General features: G+C 71.4%; 15 protein-coding genes, 1 tRNA gene and 1 pseudogene. 7 read left to right on the forward strand and 10 right to left on the reverse strand.

Going from position 1 to position 18456, the window contains the following annotated elements; translation table 11 throughout:
• Positions 1-532 precede the first annotated feature (532 nt).
• The 3 genes from AC0KXF_RS14520 to AC0KXF_RS14530 form a co-directional block, all read right to left on the reverse strand.
• Positions 533-617, reverse strand: a tRNA-Leu gene (locus AC0KXF_RS14520).
• Between the two features lie 136 nt (positions 618-753).
• Entirely contained in the window at positions 754-1248 is a 495-nt protein-coding gene (ybaK, locus tag AC0KXF_RS14525; RefSeq protein WP_473109864.1) for a Cys-tRNA(Pro) deacylase, read from the reverse strand.
• Positions 1249-1274: 26 nt separating this feature from the next.
• Positions 1275-3086 carry a DEAD/DEAH box helicase gene (locus AC0KXF_RS14530; RefSeq protein WP_473109863.1) on the reverse strand — a complete coding sequence of 604 codons (1812 nt, stop codon included), beginning with the start codon at positions 3084-3086 and terminating at the stop codon, positions 1275-1277.
• Between the two features lie 72 nt (positions 3087-3158).
• Between AC0KXF_RS14530 and AC0KXF_RS14535 the strand changes: the two genes are divergently transcribed.
• The gene (locus tag AC0KXF_RS14535; RefSeq protein WP_473109862.1) at positions 3159-3974 is read left to right on the forward strand and encodes an SGNH/GDSL hydrolase family protein; all 816 of its coding nucleotides are present in this window, start codon (positions 3159-3161) and stop codon (positions 3972-3974) included.
• A gap of 42 nt (positions 3975-4016) precedes the next feature.
• Entirely contained in the window at positions 4017-4358 is a 342-nt protein-coding gene (locus tag AC0KXF_RS14540) for a spore germination protein GerW family protein (RefSeq protein ID WP_473109861.1), read from the forward strand.
• A 19-nt stretch (positions 4359-4377) separates the two neighbouring features.
• Here the strand turns inward: AC0KXF_RS14540 and gluQRS are convergent, their stop codons facing one another.
• On the reverse strand, positions 4378-5322 hold the full coding sequence (gene gluQRS / locus AC0KXF_RS14545; protein ID WP_473109866.1) for a tRNA glutamyl-Q(34) synthetase GluQRS: 945 nt from the start codon (positions 5320-5322) through the stop codon (positions 4378-4380).
• Between the two features lie 249 nt (positions 5323-5571).
• Between gluQRS and AC0KXF_RS14550 the strand changes: the two genes are divergently transcribed.
• Positions 5572-6921 (forward strand): FAD-binding oxidoreductase, encoded by a 1350-nt coding sequence (locus tag AC0KXF_RS14550; protein WP_473109860.1) that lies wholly within the window; start codon positions 5572-5574, stop codon positions 6919-6921.
• Positions 6922-6985: 64 nt separating this feature from the next.
• Positions 6986-7855, forward strand: coding sequence for a pyridoxal kinase PdxY (pdxY, locus tag AC0KXF_RS14555; RefSeq protein WP_473109859.1), 870 nt, complete (start codon positions 6986-6988; stop codon positions 7853-7855).
• Positions 7856-7871: 16 nt separating this feature from the next.
• Here pdxY and AC0KXF_RS14560 read toward each other — a convergent pair whose 3' ends face one another.
• The 4 genes from AC0KXF_RS14560 to AC0KXF_RS14575 form a co-directional block, all read right to left on the reverse strand.
• Positions 7872-8237, reverse strand: coding sequence for a fluoride efflux transporter FluC (locus tag AC0KXF_RS14560; RefSeq protein WP_473109858.1), 366 nt, complete (start codon positions 8235-8237; stop codon positions 7872-7874).
• Complete coding sequence (locus tag AC0KXF_RS14565) at positions 8234-8689, reverse strand: CrcB family protein (RefSeq protein WP_473110080.1); 456 nt, start codon at positions 8687-8689, stop codon at positions 8234-8236. The genes AC0KXF_RS14560 and AC0KXF_RS14565 overlap by 4 nt, the downstream gene beginning before the upstream one ends.
• A gap of 90 nt (positions 8690-8779) precedes the next feature.
• Positions 8780-10945, reverse strand: coding sequence for a heavy metal translocating P-type ATPase (locus tag AC0KXF_RS14570; RefSeq protein ID WP_473109855.1), 2166 nt, complete (start codon positions 10943-10945; stop codon positions 8780-8782).
• Positions 10946-10961: 16 nt separating this feature from the next.
• Complete coding sequence (locus AC0KXF_RS14575; RefSeq protein ID WP_473109854.1) at positions 10962-11729, reverse strand: cyclase family protein; 768 nt, start codon at positions 11727-11729, stop codon at positions 10962-10964.
• A 233-nt stretch (positions 11730-11962) separates the two neighbouring features.
• Between AC0KXF_RS14575 and AC0KXF_RS14580 the strand changes: the two genes are divergently transcribed.
• The 3 genes and pseudogenes from AC0KXF_RS14580 (at position 11963) to AC0KXF_RS14590 (ending at position 16071) form a co-directional block, all read left to right on the forward strand.
• Positions 11963-12727, forward strand: a complete 765-nt coding sequence (locus AC0KXF_RS14580) for a LamB/YcsF family protein (RefSeq protein WP_473109853.1) — start codon at positions 11963-11965, stop codon at positions 12725-12727.
• Positions 12724-14370: pseudogene (locus AC0KXF_RS14585) on the forward strand (5-oxoprolinase subunit B/C family protein); the annotation flags it as partial. The gene AC0KXF_RS14580 and the pseudogene AC0KXF_RS14585, both read left to right, overlap by 4 nt.
• A gap of 54 nt (positions 14371-14424) precedes the next feature.
• The gene (locus AC0KXF_RS14590; protein WP_473109865.1) at positions 14425-16071 is read left to right on the forward strand and encodes an acetyl/propionyl/methylcrotonyl-CoA carboxylase subunit alpha; all 1647 of its coding nucleotides are present in this window, start codon (positions 14425-14427) and stop codon (positions 16069-16071) included.
• A gap of 67 nt (positions 16072-16138) precedes the next feature.
• Here the strand turns inward: AC0KXF_RS14590 and AC0KXF_RS14595 are convergent, their stop codons facing one another.
• A complete protein-coding gene (locus AC0KXF_RS14595; RefSeq protein ID WP_473109852.1) occupies positions 16139-16831 on the reverse strand; it encodes a response regulator in 693 nt (230 codons plus the stop codon).
• Positions 16828-18090, reverse strand: a complete 1263-nt coding sequence (locus tag AC0KXF_RS14600; RefSeq protein WP_473109851.1) for a sensor histidine kinase — start codon at positions 18088-18090, stop codon at positions 16828-16830. Before AC0KXF_RS14600 ends, AC0KXF_RS14595 begins: the two co-directional genes overlap by 4 nt.
• Positions 18091-18456 lie beyond the last annotated feature (366 nt).

The raw sequence follows: 18456 nt of genomic DNA on the forward strand, positions 1-18456 counted from the left end.
CAAGTGCACACTATTGAGTTCTCAAAGACCAGACACCACCCGTACCAGCCAAAGCCTTCCGAACAGCAACCTGTCCACGCGGACACCATAACCGGCACCCACCGCGCAACCTAATGAGCCAGACCACCCTAGCGGCCCGGCTGCGTCGCGCTGACAAGGGAATACATTACGCCTGCCCCGCCACCACCGCAACACTTCCACACACCCCGGGCGTGTCGCCGCAGGGGAACTGGTTTCTGCACTTAGGCGGGGCCCCTCGCGCGGCGCAGCAGACCGCCGGCCCTCGACTCTGCCTCAGGCCGTCGAGACCACCCCGCCACTGACGGCCAGAGGACGTCTCGGCGACCGCTAGCGGCTTCGCGATGCGAAGGCCCAGCCACTGCAGCGGAGGGCGGGGCGGCGGCGGGATCCGCAGGCGTCGCAGCGCTTCAACGTACGGATACCCTGACCGACAACACGATCTTCTCCGCACAACGAAAATGACCCCTGGCTCGGAAATCTCTTTCCAGAGCCAGGGGCCACCTCGTTCACGTGCGCGGAGGGGGACTTGAACCCCCACGCCCTAATACGGGCACTAGCACCTCAAGCTAGCGCGTCTGCCATTCCGCCACCCGCGCGAACGTTTCCGACCTTCATCGGCCGAACAGAGAATAACTTAGCACGGATATCGTCACCACACGAATTGCGATCGATTCGCCGGGCGCGTCGCCCCTCTCCTTGTGCCGCGGCGTGCGCCGCCAGGCTTGCGCAACCTCATGGCGCCCGGGAGATCGCGGCGACGATCGCATCCGTGGCGCGTACCAGATCGTGCGGCGCGAGCTCGATGTCGAGGCCCCTCCGCCCGCCCGACACGAGCACCGCGCCGTACTCCAGAGCCGATTCATCGATCACTGTGCGGAGACGAGTGCGCTGGCCCAGGGGGCTGATACCGCCGACGACGTATCCCGTTCTCCGCTCCGCGACAGCGGGATCCGCCATGCTCGCGCGCCTGCCGCCGAGCACCGACGCGAGCGCCTTGAGATCGAGCCTTCCCGAGACGGGCACGATCCCCACAGCGAGCGCACCATCCACCTCCGCGAGCAGCGTCTTGAAGACACGCGACGCATCGACGCCCAGTGCCGCTGCGGCCTCTCCTCCGAAATCCGTCACCGAAGGATCGTGCGCATAGCTTCGGATCTCGAACGAGATCCCCGCTTTCGTCAGTGCGACCGTCGCCGGCGTCGACCCCGCGCCCCTGTTCTTTCCCACGCGACCGATTCTAGGGAACGGCTCCGCTACGGGCGGAGCCGACGACGCAGCAACTCGATGCGCTTCTGCAGCTGCGTCACCGACGCCTGCGCCACCGGCGGGCCGCCGCACACGCGCCGCAACTCCGTGTGGATGTCCTTGTGGGGCTCCCCCGACACCTTGGCGTACATCCCGACGAGGCTGCTCAGTAGCTTGCGCTGCTCGCCGAGGGTGCGGTGCAGCGCTTCGGGGGCCTCGGCTCGTTCGGGTGCGTGCTCGAGGATCCCCTGCCGCGCCGCGGATCGCTTCGCCTGACGGGCCTGCCGCTGCTGCAGCAGAGCCTTCACCTCCTGCGGTTCGAGCAGACCGGGGAAGCCGAGGAAGTCGAGCTCTTCCTCAGTCTCGACCTCCGCGTACCCGCCGAACTCCGCGCCGTCGAATACGGCGCGGTCGAAGTGGGCGTCGGATCCGAGCGCCTGATACTTGAACCCCTCCTCCTCAAGCAATTCGGACGACGCTTGATCTCCGCGCTCCGCCTCCGCCATGAGCGCGGCTTCGGCATCCCACATCTCCTCGGCGCTCTTCGGCCCCTCGAGCACGTGGTTGCGCTCCTTCTCGAGCTCTGAGGCGAGCTGCATGAGCGCCGGAACGTTCGGGATGAACACGGAGGCCACCTCGCCTCGGCGCCGGGAGCGCACGAAGCGGCCGATGGCCTGCGCGAAGAACAGCGGGGTCGAGGAACTCGTCGCGTAGACGCCGACCGCGAGACGGGGCACATCGACGCCCTCCGATACCATGCGCACCGCGACCATCCACCGCGAATCTCCCTCGGAGAAGGCGTCGATCCGCTCGGAGGCGCCGTCGTCGTCGGAGAGGATCAACGCGACCTCCTCTCCTGTGATCTCGCGCAGCTGGCGCGCGTAGGACTTCGCGGCCGCATGGTCGGTCGCGATGACGAGCCCGCCCGCGTCCGGGATCTGCTGACGCACCTCGCTCAACCGCCGGTCCGCGGCGCGCAGCACCTTCGCGATCCAGTCCCCGGCCGGGTCGAGAGCGGTGCGCCAGGCCTGCGAGGTCACGTCCTTCGTGTTGCCCTCGCCGAGCGCGGCCTCCATCTCCTCGCCCGCCGAGGTCTGCCAGCGCATCTTGCCGGCGTAGACCATGAAGATGACGGGGCGCACGATGCCGTCGGCGAGCGCGCGGCCGTAGCCGTAGTCGTAGTCGGTGAGCGAGAGCCGGGATCCATCGCCCTGCGGCGCGTACTGCACGAAGGGGATCGGGGCGTCGTCCGAGCGGAACGGCGTGCCGGTGAGCGAGAGCCTGCGCTTCGCGTTGCCGTACGCTTCGCGGATCGCGTCGCCCCAGCTGAGGGCGTCGCCGCCGTGGTGCACCTCATCGAGGATCACGAGCGTGTCCGCGTTCTCCGTGAGCAGACGATGCTGCACCGGTTTCATCGCGACCTGCGCGTAGGTCACCGCCACACCGTGGAAGTGGCGGCCGTAGCCGAGACCGTCGCTGTTCGAGTAGTGGGGATTGAGGCGGATGCCCGCGCGCGCGGCGGCGTCCGCCCACTGCGTTTTGAGGTGCTCCGTCGGGGCGACGACGACGATCTGGCTCACCGTGTGGTTGGCGCGCAGGATCGACGCGAGTCGCAGGGCGAACGTCGTCTTTCCCGCGCCCGGGGTCGCCGAGGCCAGGAAGTCCCGGGGGTTCTGTTCGAGGTACTGCTTGATGGCCTCCTCCTGCCAGGCGCGCAGGCGGGGTGCGGTGCCGTGGGCGGCGCGCTCGGGATAGGCCGGAGGCAGGTGTTCGGCGGCACTCGTTCCCGGGAGGTGGAGGGCTGGATCCGAATCTGTCACAGCGATCTAGACTAGACCGTGTAGGTCGCGGGCGTTCTCAGACGGGCGCCGCTCGAAGAACAGGGGCTGGCAGTGACAGAGGATCAGGCGGGAATCGAGCTTCCCTGGTCGCGTTTCGTGGCCATCGGCGATTCGTTCACCGAGGGAGTCGGAGACCCGGACGCCGACAGCCCCGGCGGGCTGCGCGGCTGGGCCGACCGCTTCGCGGAGGTGCTCAGCGGGTACGACGAAGCGTTCGCGTACGCCAATCTCGCGGTGCGCGGCAAGCTGATCCAGCAGATCGCCGACGAGCAGGTGGAGGCGGCCCTGGATCTTCGGCCCGACCTCATCAGCGTGTGCGCCGGCGGCAACGACGTGATCCGCCCGGGGACCGATCCCGACGAGGTCGCGGCGAAGCTCGACCGCGTGATCGAGCGGCTGAGCACGGGCGGAGCGACGATCCTCGTCTTCACCGGCGTCGACACGGCGTTCCAGCCCGTGTTCCGCACGATCCGCGGCAAGGTCGCGATCTTCAACGAGAACGTGCGCAAGGTCGCGAAGCGCCACGACTGCGTGGTCGTGGATCAGTGGGCCCTCGAGGAACTGCAGGACAGCCGCTACTGGGCCGGCGATCGCCTGCACCTCAATGCGCTCGGTCACCACACCATCGCGCGCGCCGCACTCGATGCGCTGAACGTGCCGCATGAGCTGACCCCGCTCGATCCGCCGCCCCTACCGCTGCGCGACTGGCGTCAGGCCCGCAAGGAGGACGTGGTGTGGGCGAAGGAGCACCTCGTGCCCTGGGTGATCCGCCGCATCAAGCACGTCTCGTCGGGCGACGGGATCGAGGCCAAGCGCCCCCTCCCGGAGCCTGCGCGCCGCGGCCGCTACGGTTCAGCCGAGGCCTGAATTCCCGAGACGGATCACGGGGCGAGCGGGTAGGGTGTGGGCATGGCATCTCTCACTCAGCAGCTTGCAGACACGGTCACCCAGGTAGGCGTCAACGCGTCCTACGGCGAGCCCGTCGAGGTCGACGGCGCCACCATCATCCCCGTCGCATGCACCTCGTACGGCTTCGGCGCCGGCGAGGGCGGCGGCGGTCTCGAGGACGCCCAGGGCGAAGGATCCGGCGGGGGCGGCGGGGGCATGTCTGTGCCGGTCGGCGCTTACGTGACCCGCGACGGCTACACGCGCTTCGAGCCCAACATCATCGCGCTGCTCGCCGTCGGCGTGCCGTTCGTGTGCGTGGCGGGGCGCGCCCTGGCCCGCATCATCAAGGCGCTCAAGAAGTAACGAGGCGACGGGGGCGCGGTCAGGCCTGCCCGCGCCACGTCCAAGGGGCGCGGGGCAGGGCTGCCGGGTCGAACCTGGCGAGGAGCCGATCTGCGGCGACCCGTTCGCCCGGGGCCGCGAGATCGAGCGAGACCGCGAGCGTGCTCAGCACGTCCGCTGCGGTGATCCCGCGCTCTCGCAACTGCGCGAGGGTGACCGCGCCGTCGCGCTTGGCGAGCCGCTTGCCGGTGGGGCCGAGCACCAGCGGCACGTGGGCGTACTCGACGGCCGGGGGTGAGGGCAGCCCGAGCAGGCGCTGCAGCAGGATCTGCCGCGGAGTCGACGGCGCGAGGTCGTCACCCCGCACGATCTGGTCGACGCCCATCGCGGCATCATCGACCACGACGGCCAGGTTGTACGCGACCGTGCCGTCGCCGCGTCGCAGCACGAAGTCATCGATGTCGCCTCGGCTTCTACCGAGCACGAGGTCGTCGAACTCGAGTTCATGCACGTCGACGGGTGCTCGGAGTCGCAGAGCGGACTGCCGGGGCAGGATCGCCGCGCGCGCAGCAGCTCGCTCCGCGTCGGTGAGGTTACGGCAGGTCCCGGGGTACGCGCCCGGCGGGGCGTGCGGGGCGCTGGGCGCAGCGAGGATGTCACGACGCGTGCAGGTGCACTCGTAGACGAGACCGGCTTCGGAGAGCCGCCGGATTGCCGCGTCGTGATCCGCACCCCGTTCCGTCTGCAGCACCGGGTCGCCGTCCCAATCGATCCCGAGGCTCGCGAGATCCTCGAGCTGCCGCTCCCCCGTCCCTGCGTCGCGCGCGCGATCCAGGTCCTCGATGCGCATGAGGAACTCGCGCCCGCTCTTCCGCGCGAACAACCAGGCCAGCAGCGCTGTGCGCAGGTTGCCGAGGTGCAGGTCCCCCGACGGGCTCGGAGCGTAGCGGCCCGCCCGGGGAGTCGCCGCGCCGCGAGCCGCCACCGCGCCGGAACTCTGCTCCTCTCGCACCGCGCTCGCTCGATCCTCCACCCCCTCATCCTCCCATGCTCGCCCGCCGCTCCACCGCGAAACGCGGAGTCCCGAACTGCTGCTTCAGGAAGCCGCGTACCAGCGATTCGACACTCCTCGTTCGCCGCGCGGAGCGGGGCAGGCATCGGTCACGCGGGCGTGCCGCACGCAGGTGTGCGATAGCGTGGATCACGGCACGCCGTCATCGATCGAGGAGCCAGGGTGGAGACATCGCTTCAGCAGCTGCAGCACGCACTCGGTGATCGGCTGGTGACCGATCCCGAGCTCATCGCACCGTACGCCATCGACACCTCGCGGGCCGTGCTCGACGGTGTCCCGCTCGCGCTCGTGCTGGCGTCCTCGACCGCCGACGTCTCGGCGGCTCTGGCGTGGGCGCACGAGCACGGGATCCCCGTGAGCGTGCGCGGAGCGGGGACGGGGCTCGCCGGAGGCGCCATGGCCTACGCCGGCGGCATCATCGTCTCCCTGGAGCGGATGAACCGCATCGTGCGGATCGACGCCTCGAATCGCTTGGCCGTCGTGCAGCCGGGGGTGGTCACGGCCGAGCTCGACGCCGCGTGCGGGGAGCGGGGCCTCTTCTTCCCGCCCGACCCGGCCAGTGCGCGCATCTGCACCGTCGGGGGCAACATCGCGACGAACGCGGGCGGCCTGCGCTGCGTCTCGCACGGCGTGACGACCGACTCGGTCGCGGCGCTCGAGGTGGTGCTCGCCGACGGACGGGTGCTGCGGGCGGGCGCGCTCACCCGCAAGAACGTGGTCGGCTACGACCTGAAGAGCCTCTTCATCGGTTCGGAGGGCACGCTCGGGGTGATCACCGAGGCCACGGTGCGGCTGAAGGCGGTTCCGCCTGGCACGCCGCGCACCTTCCGCGCGAGCTTCGACACGCTCGAGGATGCGGGCCGCGCGGTTACTGCGATCGTGGGCAGCCCGGCCCAGCCCGAGGTGCTCGAGCTCATGGACGCGCTCAGCGTGGAGATCATCGAGTCGTTCCACCCCAGCGGCCTCACGGTGCCTCGAGGCGCGATGCTCGTCGGTCAGACCGTGGGGCTCGACGCGGAGGAGAAGGCACGTGCCATCACGGCGACCTGCTCGGCCCAGGGGGCGACCGATACCGGCATCTCGGATTCGGATGCCCTGCTCGAGGCGCGCCGCCTCTCGAACCCGGCGCTCAACGCGCGCGGTCTCAAGATCTCGTGCGACGTCGGGGTGCCCGTCGCCGCACTGGCAGAGGTGTTCCGCGGCATCGCCGAGATCTCGGAGCGGCACGGCCGTCGCGTCTCGACGGTCGCGCACGCGGGCGACGGCAATCTGCACAGCACCGTCGAGGCTCCCGACACGCCGGAGGGCATCGCCCTCGCCGACCTCGTCATCGACGACATCACGAGACTCGCGATCTCCCTCGGTGGCACGATCTCGGGCGAGCACGGCATCGGCTCGCTCAAGCGCCACGAGCTGCCCTGGCAGCTCGACCCCGTCGCGCTCGATGTGCAGCGCGCGATCAAGACGGCGCTCGACCCGCGCGGCATCCTCACGCCGGGGCGCGCGATCTGAGCGATTGGTCCATCTGGACCAATCTCCATTGGTACACGGTGCGGACCAATGCGAGGATCGAACCATGCGCGTACTCTCGATCCAGTCCTCGGTCTCCTACGGTCACGTAGGCAACTCGGCGGCGGTGTTCCCGCTGCAGCGCATCGGCGTCGAGGTGATGCCGGTCTCGACCGTCTGCTTCTCGAACCACACGGGCTACGGCTCGTGGCGCGGCCCGATGCTGAGCGGTGACGACGTGCGCGAGATCGTCACCGGCATCGAGGAGCGCGGCGGGCTCGAGAACGTCGACGCCGTGCTCTCGGGTTATCAGGGCGGCAGCAGCATCGGCGACGCGATCCTCGACGCCGTCGAGCGCGTGAAGCGCCACAGCCCGAACGCGATCTACGCCTGCGACCCGGTGCTCGGCAATGCGAAGTCGGGGTGCCACGTCGCCCCCGAGGTGCAGGATCTGATCCGCGACCGAGTCGTGCCGCGCGCCGACCTCATCACCCCGAACCAGTTCGAGCTCGGCTTCATCACCGGCACCTCGCCCGACACGCTCGAGTCGACGCTCGACGCCGTGGACCGGGCGAGGGAACTCGGCCCGAGCACCGTGCTCGTGACGAGCGTCGAACGCCCCGGCCGCCCCATCGGCGCAGACGGCGAACCCGCCACGATCGAGATGCTCGCCGTCACGGAAGACGGCGCCTGGCTGGCCGAGACGCCCCGCCTGCCGCTGAAGCGCAACGGCTCCGGCGACGTGACCGCCGCGCTCTTCACGGCGCACCTCCGCCGCGGGGGCGACGCGGCCGAGGCGCTCTCGCGCACGGCCGCGAGCGTCTTCGAACTGCTCGAGCGCACCCTCGCGGCGGGCACGCGCGAGCTGCAGCTCGTCGAGTCGCAGGAGGCGTACGCGAGCCCGACTCACTCCTTCGAGGCGCAGCGGGTCCGCTGAGCGGTTGACGAGGCGGTCAGGATCGCGCGAGCAGGATCCCGCACACCGCGAATCCGGTCGCGAGGATCAGCATGCCCGGTCCGTTCCACAGCGCGGCTCCGTAACGCCGCGCCGCCAGCAGGCGCACGCTGTCGAGGCTCGCGGTGCTGAACGTCGTGTACCCGCCGAGGAACCCGGTCGAGAGCACGCTCGCGATCGGGTGGTCGAGCGCGAGGCCGACGAGCAGGCCGAGGGCGAAGGATCCCGTGAGGTTGATGAGCATGATGCCCCAGGGGAAACGGGCCCGAACCCGGTCGGGCAGGCTCGAGTCGACGAGGTGCCTGAGGGCGGCGCCGAGGCCGCCCGCGGCCGCGATCCCGAGCGCCAGCGCGAAGCCGCTCATCGCGGGACCTCCCCCGCTGCACCCCGAGGCCGGCGGACGAGCATCCGCCCCGCCAGCACACCGCACCAGCTCGCCGCGCCGCCGAGCACGAGCGTGAGCACCGCGTACAGCGCCGCCACGCCGAAGGCTCCGTCGAGCAGCAGTCCCGCCAGGTCAGCGGCCAGCAGGCTGTAGGTCGTGAAACCGCCCAGCGCGCCCGTACCGAGCAGCAGGCGCGCCGTGCGCCAGCGGCCCCCGTCGCCGCCTGCGCGGATGACGACTTCCACAAGCAACCCGAGCAGCAGCGCCCCGACGACGTTGACCACGAGCACGGCGAGCGGGAAGTCGCCCCGGGAACCGATCGCGAGCGATAGGAGGTACCGGGCGAGGGATCCGGCTGCGCCGCCCACCGCGACCACGGCGAGATCGGGCAGCAGGGACCGCGCCTTCACTCCGCTCCGCCCCCTGCCCACCCGGGTACTCTACTCCGACGCGACGGCTCTCCGCTGCCCCACCCTGCGCCCGGGACGCCCGCTGCACCTCGGGCCCGCGGGGGTCCCCCATCACGCCCCGGGTGCTTCCACCGGCTCCCCGGGCCGAAGGTCCAGGCGGCGCAGCAGCTGCGCGTTGAGCGCAACCACCACCGTCGAGAGCGACATGAGCACCGCCCCCACCGACATCGGCAGCACGAAGCCGATCGGCGCGAGCACCCCCGCCGCGAGCGGCACCGACACGAGGTTGTAGCCGGCCGCCCACCAGAGGTTCTGCCGCATCTTGCGATAGCTCGCGGCGGACAGATCGATCACGGACACCACCCCGCGCGGGTCATCGCTCGCGAGGATCACCCCGGCCGATGCGATCGCGACGTCCGTTCCCGCTCCGATCGCGAGGCCCACGTCGGCCTGCGCCAGCGCCGGCGCGTCGTTCACGCCGTCGCCGACCATCGCGACGCGGCGCCCCTCGCGCTGCAGATCCTCGACGCGAGAGGCCTTGTCCTCGGGGCGCACGCCGGCGAAGAAGCGGTCGATGCCGAGCTCCCCCGCGACCGACGCGGCCACCGCCTCGGCATCGCCCGTGATCATCATCACCTGCACCCCGCGCCGGTGGAGCTCGGCGATCGCCGCCCGGGATTCGGGCCGCGCCTCGTCGGCGAGCCGCAGCGCCCCGGCCGTGCGCCCGTCCACGAGCACGTGCAGGATGATCGCGCCCTCCGCGCGCCACTCGTCGGCGACCGGCAGCTCGCGCGCCCCCTCCTGCTCGAGCAGGTACGGGCCCCCGACCTGCACCGAGCGGCCGTCGACCTCGGCTCGCACGCCGACCGCGGGAGAGGACGAGAACCCGCGGGAGTCGGGCACCGCGAGGCCGCGCTCCTCCGCCGCACGCACGATCGCCCGCGCGAGGGGATGCTCGGAATCGGACTCGGCCGCTGCCGCGAGCGCGAGCAGCTCGTCGGGATCGACGTCGGCGGCCGGCTCCACGGCGGTCACCGCGGGCGTCCCCTTCGTCAGGGTGCCGGTCTTGTCGAAGAGCACCGCGTCGACGCCGCGCATGCTCTCGAGCGCCAGGCGGTCCTTCACCAGGATGCCCGCGCGCGCCGCGCGCTCCGTCGCGATCGAGACGACGAGCGGGATCGCCAGCCCGAGCGCGTGCGGGCAGGCGATCACCAGCACCGTGACCGTTCGCACCACCCCCTCGTCGGGCAGGCCGACGAGGGCCCAGACGATCCCGGTGATCACCGCGGATCCGAGTGCGAACCAGAACAGCAGCGCGGCCGCGCGATCCGCGATCCTCTGCGCCCGCGAGGTGGAACTCTGCGCCTGCTCGACCAGCCGTTGGATCCCCGCGAGAGCGGTGTCGCCGCCGATCGCGGTGACCTCGACGCGCACACCGGAATCTGTCGCCACCGTACCGGCTACGACCCGGTCGCCCTCGCCTCGCCGCACGGGGCGCGATTCCCCCGTGAGCATCGACTCGTCCATGCTCGCCGACCCCTGCACGATACGCCCGTCCGCAGGCACTCGTCCGCCCGGGCGCACCACGACGAGGTCGTCGATCCGCAGCTCGGTCGGCACCACGGTGACGACGTCGTCGCCCTCCAGTCTCTCGGCCTCGTCCGGCAGCAGCGCAGCCAGCGAGTCGAGCGCCGACGTCGTCTGCGCGAGCGAGCGCATCTCGACCCAGTGCCCCAGCAGCATGATCACCACCAGCAGCGCCAGCTCCCACCAGAAGTCGAGCTGGTGGTCGAGCAGGCCCAGGCTCGCACCCCACGAGGAGAAGAACGCGACGGTGATCGCGAGCCCGATGAGCAGCATCATGCCGGGCTTGCGATCCCGGACCTCGCTCACCGCACCGCTCAGGAACGGCGCCCCGCCCCAGGCGTACATCACCGTGCCGAGTGCCGGCGACACCCAGAGAGCCCACGCCGGCACCTCGTACCCGAGCAGCATGGCGAACATCGGCGAGCAGGCGACCACCGGCACCGCGAGCACGAGCATGATCCAGAACAGCCGCTGGAATCGAGCGGCGTGGCCCGCGTGACCCGAGTGGCCCGCATGGCCCGAGTGCCCCGCGTGGCCTCCGTGGCCCATATGGGCCTCGTGAGCTCCGTGCCCCCTATGGGCTTCGTGACCGGCGTGGTCTTCCCCGTCCCGGTGGCCCTCGTAGTCGGCCTGGTCTGCGCGCTCGGCCCGGTGGTCGTGGTCAGCCGCGTGATGATGGTGCTCGCTCATGCGCCCCTTCCCTCTCCTACCAGCCTGGGCGATGCCCTCCCCGTTCCGCAAGGGCCGTGGGGTCCCGATCCTCGTCCACCCAGGCGACCAGCCGGGCCGGCGCCCCGTCGGCTCCCGCGAGCGGCAGCGGGAAGATCCCGATCTCGGCCCGCTCCCCGAGCGCCTCGAGGCCGCGGGCGTTCTCGACGATGGCGCCGTCGCCCCCGAGCACCACGGCGTGCACCGGCAGCGCATGCTCGGGATCGACGTCTCCGGGCAGGCTCTCGGAGGTGCCGGCCGCGGCGGGCGAGGCAGGATCGGGCGCGGAGGCAACGGGCGCGGAGGGATCCGGACTGAGCGTGTCGACGATGAGCACGCGCATGCCGCGATCCCGCAGTTCCCGCGCGGCCTCCGGGCAGAGGAAGGGGTGGCACAGCGCGCGCTCCTCACCGAAGCAGCGATCCCAGCCCGTGCGGATCGCCACGATCGGGGGCACCGAGGCGAACCGCTCGAGCCCGAGCATCGCCGCGTCGATGCGCTGCGACTCTCCCGCCCGGTCGGCGACGTGCAGGACCAGCGCCTCTCCCGACAGCGCATCGAGCGGGATCCCGTCGATCGTGCGGCCACCCTCGATCGTGTGCGAGGGGGCGTCGATGTGGGTGCCGGTGTGCGATCCGAGGGTGAGCTCCGTGACCGCGACGCCGTCCGAGGCGACGTGGAGGGCCTCGTGCGAACGCACCTCGGGGTCGCCCGGATAGACCATCATGCCCGCCGCCACCGGGTGGCTGAGGTCGATCATGCGCATGGCGTCAGGCTCCGCTCACCGGCTCGCGCGGGTGTCCGCGCCGGTCTGCGAGCTCCGAGGGCGAGCCGTGAGAGGTCGTTGCGCACATGCTCACGAGCATAGTGTCGATGCCGAGACCCCGGCACCCCGTCAGGCACCCGGTATGCGAATGCAGCGTCGTGAGGCCATCGGGTTCCTCACGAGCCGAGCACTCGCAATAGTCTGAAGCGGGATCGACAGCGAAGGAGCGCACCATGCGGATCGATGTGAACAGCGACCTGGGCGAGCACTACGGCGCCTGGCGCATGGGAGACGACGAGGCGATGCTCGGCGTGGTGACGAGCGCCAACGTCGCCTGCGGGTTCCACGCGGGAGACCCGCGCTCGGTACTCGACACTCTGCGGGCCGCGGCCGCGCACGGGGTCACGGTGGGTGCGCACATCGCCTACCCCGACCTCGTCGGCTTCGGACGGCGCGAGATGAATCTGTCGGACGCCGAGCTCGAGGCCGACGTGATCTACCAGATCGGCGCGCTGCAGGCACTCGCGCGCGTCGCCGGAACGGAGGTGCGCTACGTGAAGCCGCACGGTGCGCTCTACAACACGATCGCTTGGGACGAGCGGCAGGCCGCGGCGGTGATCCGCGCGATACGCGCGCTCGATCCCGAACTGCCGCTCGTGTGCCTCGCTGCCTCGCAGCTGGTGGATCAGGCAGAGGCTGCCGGCATGCGCGCCGTGCCCGAGGCCTTCGCCGACCGCGCGTATGAGCCGAGCGGAGCGCTCGTATCGCGGCGCGACCCGGGGGCCGTGCTGCATGACCCGGTCGAGGTCGCCGACCGCATGGTGCGCCTCGTGCGGGAGGGCGTGGTCACCGCGCGCGACGGCAGCGAGGTGCGGCTTCGGGCCGAGTCCATCTGCGTGCACGGCGACAGCGACGGCGCGGTGCAGATGGCGGTGGCGGTGCGGGAACGGTTGATCGACGCAGGCGCGACGCTGGAGCCGTTCGCGGGGCGGCGATGAGCCCCGTGGAGCGGGTGCGCCTGCGCGCCGCGGGCAGCGACGCCGTGCTGCTCGACTGCGGCAGCCTCGCAGGTGCACTCGAGGTGCTCACCGCGCTGACCGCCGCCGGTGAGAACGGTGCGCTGCGCTTCGACGAGTTGGTGCCCGCGGCCGAGACCGTGCTGGTGCGCGGTGGCGAGGCCCGCGGCGCGCGCGCTTTCGAGGCCCGCCTCGGAGCTCTGCTCGAGGGCGGCCCGGCGGCGAGCGCACGCGCCGACGGCGGCTCGGAGACGCTGATCCCGGTGAGCTACGACGGCGTCGACCTCGCCGAGGTGGCCGAGCTCACCGGCATGAGCGTCGATCAGGTCATCGCCCGGCACAGCGCCCCGCAGTACACGGTCGCCTTCACCGGCTTCGCCCCGGGCTTCGCCTATCTCTCCGGCGGCGACCCCGCCCTCGACGTGCCGCGCCGTTCGAGCCCGAGACCGCGCATCGACGCCGGTGCGGTGGGCCTCGCGGGGCCCTTCTCGGGGGTGTATCCCAGGCGGAGCCCCGGCGGGTGGCAGCTGATCGGGCGCACCGATACCGTGATGTGGGATCTGGATCGCGAGCGGCCGGCGCTGCTGATCCCCGGCGACCGGGTGAGGTTCGCGCCCGTGCGAGCATCGCTGCGCGTCACCGCGGCTGCCGAGACCGCTGAGGCCGCTGCCGGGATCGCCACCGAGCGCGCTGGTCGGCCCGGCGGGACGGGTGAGCCCGGCGGCTCTCGCGATTCCGGCCCCTTCGCAGGGCCCTCCCTGACGGTCGTGAGCCCGGGCCTCAACACGACGATCCAGGATCGCGGTCGCCCCGGCCTCGCCGCGATGGGAGTGAGCGCTTCGGGAGCGGCGGATCGCGGTGCGCTCGACAGCGCCAACCGTCTGGTCGGCAACGACCCGAGCGCGGCGGTGCTCGAGCTCGGTCTCGGCGAGTTCGCGGTTCGGGCTCGGGCCGAGACCGTGCTGGCGATCACCGGCGCCCCGCGGCCGGGGCGGATCACCGGCGCGCTGGGCGAGCGGCCCGTGCCGCAGGGGCGGGCATTCGAGCTATCGGCGGGCGAGACGCTCACGCTCGCCGAGCCCGGCAGCGGACTCCGCACCGTGCTCGCGCTCCGCGGCGGCGTCGACGCACCGAGCGTGCTCGGCAGCGCCGCCCGCGACACTCTCGCGGGGCTCGGACCCGCGCCGCTCGAGGCGGGCGGTACCGTACAAGCCGGGCGGCTGGCAGTGACCGACCCGGCCGATCCTGCCCCGACTCGCGGCAGGCTGCCGCGTGCCGATCGGGTCGCCGTACTGCGCGTCGTGCCCGGTCCGCGCGACGACTGGTTCGCCCGCGAGGACCCGACGGGGGCGGCGCGGCTCTGGAACCAGATCTGGAGCGTCACCCCGAGCAGCGACCGCGTGGGGGTGCGCCTGGCGGGCGCGCCGCTGAGCCGCTCAGACGATCGCATCGGGGTCGAGCTCCCCAGCGAGGGGCTCGTCACCGGGGCCCTGCAGGTGCCGCCCGACGGGCAGCCCGTCCTGTTCCTCGCAGATCATCCCCTGACCGGAGGCTACCCCGTGATCGGAGTCGTGTGCGAGGAGGATCTCGATCTCGCCGCGCAGCTGCCTGCCGGGGCGAGAGTGCGCTTCGTCCCCCACGCTCCCCCGAGCCGCTCCTCTCATCAGCGCGAGCGGGCGATGAGCTCGCCCTCCGACACTCCCGCCCGCCCCATCTCCACCGTGCTCGTCGCGAACCGAGGCGAGATCGCCGTGCGCGTCATCCGGGCCGCCCGAGAGGCCGGGCTGCGCTCGGTCGCGGTGTACGCCGACGGAGAGGCCGACGCGCTCCACGTGCGGGCGGCCGACGACGCCTACGCGCTCCACGGCGAGACCCCCGACGAGACCTACCTCGATATCGGAAAGCTGCTCGAGGCTGCCCGGCTCTCGGGCGCCGACGCGGTGCACCCCGGGTACGGCTTCCTCTCGGAGAGCTCGGCCTTCGCGCGCGCCGTGACCAAGGCTGGTCTCGTGTGGATCGGTCCCGATCCCGAGACCATCGAGCTGCTGGGAGATAAGGCACGGGCCCGCACGCTGGCGGCGCAGGTCGGTGCGCCGCTCGTGCCGGGGACCAACTCGCCGGTGCGCACCGCAGCCGACGTCGAGGCGTTCGCCGACGCGCACGGGCTTCCCATCGCGATCAAGGCGGTGCACGGCGGCGGCGGTCGCGGCATGCGGGTGGTGCACGAGCGCGATGCGATCGCCGAGGCGTACGAGTCGGCGGTGCGCGAGGCCGTAGGGGCGTTCGGCCAGGGCGAGTGCCTCGTCGAGCGCTTCCTCGAGCGTCCCCGCCACATCGAGGCACAGGTGCTGGGCGACCGGACCGGCCGCATCGCGGTGCTCGGCACCCGGGACTGCTCGCTGCAGCGCCGCAACCAGAAACTGATCGAGGAGGCGCCCGCGCCGTTCCTGAGCGACGGGCTGCGGGAGAGGATCCACCGCGCCGCATCCGACATCTGCGGTGCTGCGGGTTATGTGGGCGCCGGCACCGTCGAGTTCCTGCTCGGCTCAGACGGCACGCTCTCGTTTCTCGAGGTGAACACGCGCCTGCAGGTGGAGCATCCGGTCACGGAGCAGGTGACCGGCATCGACCTCGTGCAGGAGCAGTTCAGGATCGCAGCAGGAGACCCCATGCGGGTGCCCGATGAGATCCCGATCTTCGGCCACGCGATCGAGTTCCGCATCAACGCCGAGGACCCCGGGCTCGACTATCTGCCGACGCCGGGCACGCTCACCCGCTTCGATCCGCCGGGCGGCCAGGGCGTGCGCCTCGACTCGGGGTTCGAGGCCGGGCAGGCGATTCCCGGTTCCTTCGACTCGCTCCTCGCCAAGCTGATCATCTGGGGGCGGGATCGCGAAGAGGCCCTGGCCCGCGCGCGACGTGCGCTCGCCGAGTTCGAGATCGAGGGTGTCGCCTCGGTGCTGCCGTTCGACCGGTTCGTGGTGGAGGATCCCGCGTTCACAGCGACCGGGGAGGCCGGCTTCGCCGTGCACACGCGCTGGATCGAGGAGGAGTGCAGCGCCGAGTTCTCGCCGGCGGCCGCGGACACGGCTCCCGGGGTGGACCGCACTCCCGACCCCGGCGACGTGCTGGCACCCTTCGCGGGCACGCTCAGCTCGTGGAGGGTCGCTGACGGCTCGACCGTCGCAGAGGGCGACACCGTGGCTATCGTCGAGGCCATGAAGATGGAGGTGCCGATCAGGGCGCCGCGCGCGGGACGTCTGCGGCACGGCCTCGAGGCCGGCTCCCCCACGACCGCGCGCCAGCCGCTCGGCACGGTGGAATGAACGCGGCCTCGCGGCCGTGACTGTCTCGCGCGGCGCTCGGCCCGATCCTCAATTCCGGGTTCTGCCGTCAACGCCCTCGCGGCGCCAGCCCGAGTTCGTACCCGAGGATCACCGCGTGAACCCGGTCCCGCAGTCTCAGTTTGGCGAAGATCGAGTTGACATGGGATTTGATCGTCGACGGTGCGAGGAAGAGCTCCTCCCCGATCTCGGTGTTGCTCAGGCCCCGCACGATCGCGATGAAGATCTCCCGTTCTCGCGGGCTGAGCACCTCGAGAGCGCTGCTCTCGCCGACGGGCTCCTCCGCACGCACCGGGTCGGATTGCCCGAGATAGTGCTCGATGAGCTTCGCCGTCAATCGCGGGGCGGCGACCGCCGATCCTGATGCGACGGTCTTCACCGCGTCGATGAGCGCCGCGGGCTTCGTGCTCTTCAGGAGGAACGCGCTCGCCCCGGCCTGGAGGCTGCCGAAGGCGTACTCGTCCAGATCGAACGTCGTGAGCACGATGACCCGCGCGCCCGGCTCGCGCTCGGAGATGATACGGGTGGCTTCGATGCCGTTCATGAGCGGCATCCGCACGTCCATGAGCACGATGTCCGGTCGCGCCTCCGCGACCACCCCGACGGCCTCGACGCCGTTGCCCGCCTCTGCGACGACCTCGATCTCGTCGTCTGAGTCGAGGATGAGGGCGTTCCCTGCGCGCTCGAGCGGCTGGTCGTCGACCACGACCACGCGGATCCTCGGCGGTGTTCGGTCCGTCATGCCGCTTCCTCCTCACGGGAGAGGGACACGGGTATGGAGACGCGGGTACGCCACCCGCGGCCCGGAGCATCGTGGCGACTCGGGATGGGCCCGGCCGAGAACTCGCCGCCGAACGCCGCCGCTCGCTCGCGCATCGCCCGCAGCCCGACCCCGGCGCCGACGCTCGACCCCGGTTTCGTCCCGGATCCGTTGTCCGTCACCGACACGGTGACCCGCCCGTCGGCGTGCGCGATCTCGACGGCGACGAAGGTGGGATCGTCAGCGTGGCGGAGCGCATTGGTGAGGGCCTCCTGAACGATCCGGTGCACCGTGGTCCGCAGCACCGGGTCGGCACTCGCGTCCGCGAGCTCCACACCCTCGGCGGTCAGGGTGACCGGAAGTCCCGCTGCTCTGAACACCTCGACGAGTTCTTCGATGGACGGAACGTTGTGGCCGGATGTCTCGAGGTTCCGGTCCAGGTCCGCGTCGTTCTCGCGGAGCAGGCGGAGGATCCGCTGCATCTCTTCGAGTGTGCGCGCTCCCACGCTGCCGAGCTGGTCGAGGGCGGTGCGCGCACGTTCGGGATGCTTCTCCCAGCCCGCTGCGGCTCCCCCGGCGAGGGCGATCATGACGGTCACGGAGTGCGCGACGACATCGTGCATCTCGGCGGTGATGCGCGCTCGCTCGGCGGCGGCGGCGCGATCCTCGCGGAGCGACACGAGTTCCTCGATCGCATCGCGGCGCGATCGGCTCGCCCGCACCGCGATGCCGAGGGCGAGCGCGACGAGGGAGCCCAGTTGGAGCCCCACGGCAGGCCAGTCGTCGCGGATCCCCAGCACGATCGCGAGCCCGGCCGTGGCGAGGATCACTCCCTCGCTGAGCAGATACCCGATGATCGCCGTTCGCAGCCGCGAGTAGCTGGCGAGCGCGTACAGAGCGAAGGCGCTCTCGAAGAACGCCGTGGTCACACCTCTCACGGAGATCGGGTTCAGCGTCGCGAGCGCGACGACGACGAGCAGCACGACGAGGGGGTGGCTGCGACGCCACCAGAAGGCGACCGCGACCCCCGCAGCGCATAGGTAGCCGAGCCAGGCGTGCGGGGGCGGGGCGAGGATCAGCGCCGCCAGGGCGGGGACGGTGCACGCGAGGATCACGAGCACGTCGGCGATCCGCGGGCGCTCGGTGAGCCAGCGCACGACGCGGGAGCGCCGGAGCACCGGCTCGTCGGGCGCGACGGCGTCGAGCGCACCGGGATCGAACACGGTGGCGTCGCCTCTCATGGTCTCTCCTCATGTCTCCGTCGTCCCGTCGGCCGCTCCCCGGTCGCCGAACGCCTGCCGAGCCCGGCCGCCGCCGGATCCCGCGCCTTCACGGTATCGGGACGAAGCCGGGACGACCACCACCCGCGGGTGGAACTCCGTGCGCTGCGCCGCCTCCGCCGTCCCACCCGGGGGTGGTGTCGCCGGCACGGCGCGGCTCCCTAGCGGGGTCTGTTGCACGAGTTGGTGACATTCGACATGGCTAGTTTCGGCTGGCCTGGAAGGATGATCACTATGGCAACCAGGTATTCGCAGGAGTTCCGTGATGACGTCGTGCGCGTCGCCATGAACCGTGAACCCGGCGTTACGATCGCGCAGATTGCGAAG

Source organism: Leucobacter holotrichiae (assembly GCF_055791005.1).

Excerpts from the sequence above, each read along its gene's own strand:
- AC0KXF_RS14590 (WP_473109865.1), top strand. The coding sequence starts at position 14,425 with ATGAGCTCGCCCTCCGACACTCCCGCCCGCCCCATCTCCACCGTGCTC.
- pdxY (WP_473109859.1), top strand. The coding sequence starts at position 6,986 with ATGCGCGTACTCTCGATCCAGTCCTCGGTCTCCTACGGTCACGTAGGC.
- AC0KXF_RS14540 (WP_473109861.1), top strand. The coding sequence starts at position 4,017 with ATGGCATCTCTCACTCAGCAGCTTGCAGACACGGTCACCCAGGTAGGC.
- AC0KXF_RS14595 (WP_473109852.1), bottom strand. The coding sequence starts at position 16,831 with ATGACGGACCGAACACCGCCGAGGATCCGCGTGGTCGTGGTCGACGAC.
- AC0KXF_RS14600 (WP_473109851.1), bottom strand. The coding sequence starts at position 18,090 with ATGAGAGGCGACGCCACCGTGTTCGATCCCGGTGCGCTCGACGCCGTC.
- AC0KXF_RS14575 (WP_473109854.1), bottom strand. The coding sequence starts at position 11,729 with ATGCGCATGATCGACCTCAGCCACCCGGTGGCGGCGGGCATGATGGTC.
- AC0KXF_RS14580 (WP_473109853.1), top strand. The coding sequence starts at position 11,963 with ATGCGGATCGATGTGAACAGCGACCTGGGCGAGCACTACGGCGCCTGG.
- AC0KXF_RS14560 (WP_473109858.1), bottom strand. The coding sequence starts at position 8,237 with ATGAGCGGCTTCGCGCTGGCGCTCGGGATCGCGGCCGCGGGCGGCCTC.
- AC0KXF_RS14570 (WP_473109855.1), bottom strand. The coding sequence starts at position 10,945 with ATGAGCGAGCACCATCATCACGCGGCTGACCACGACCACCGGGCCGAG.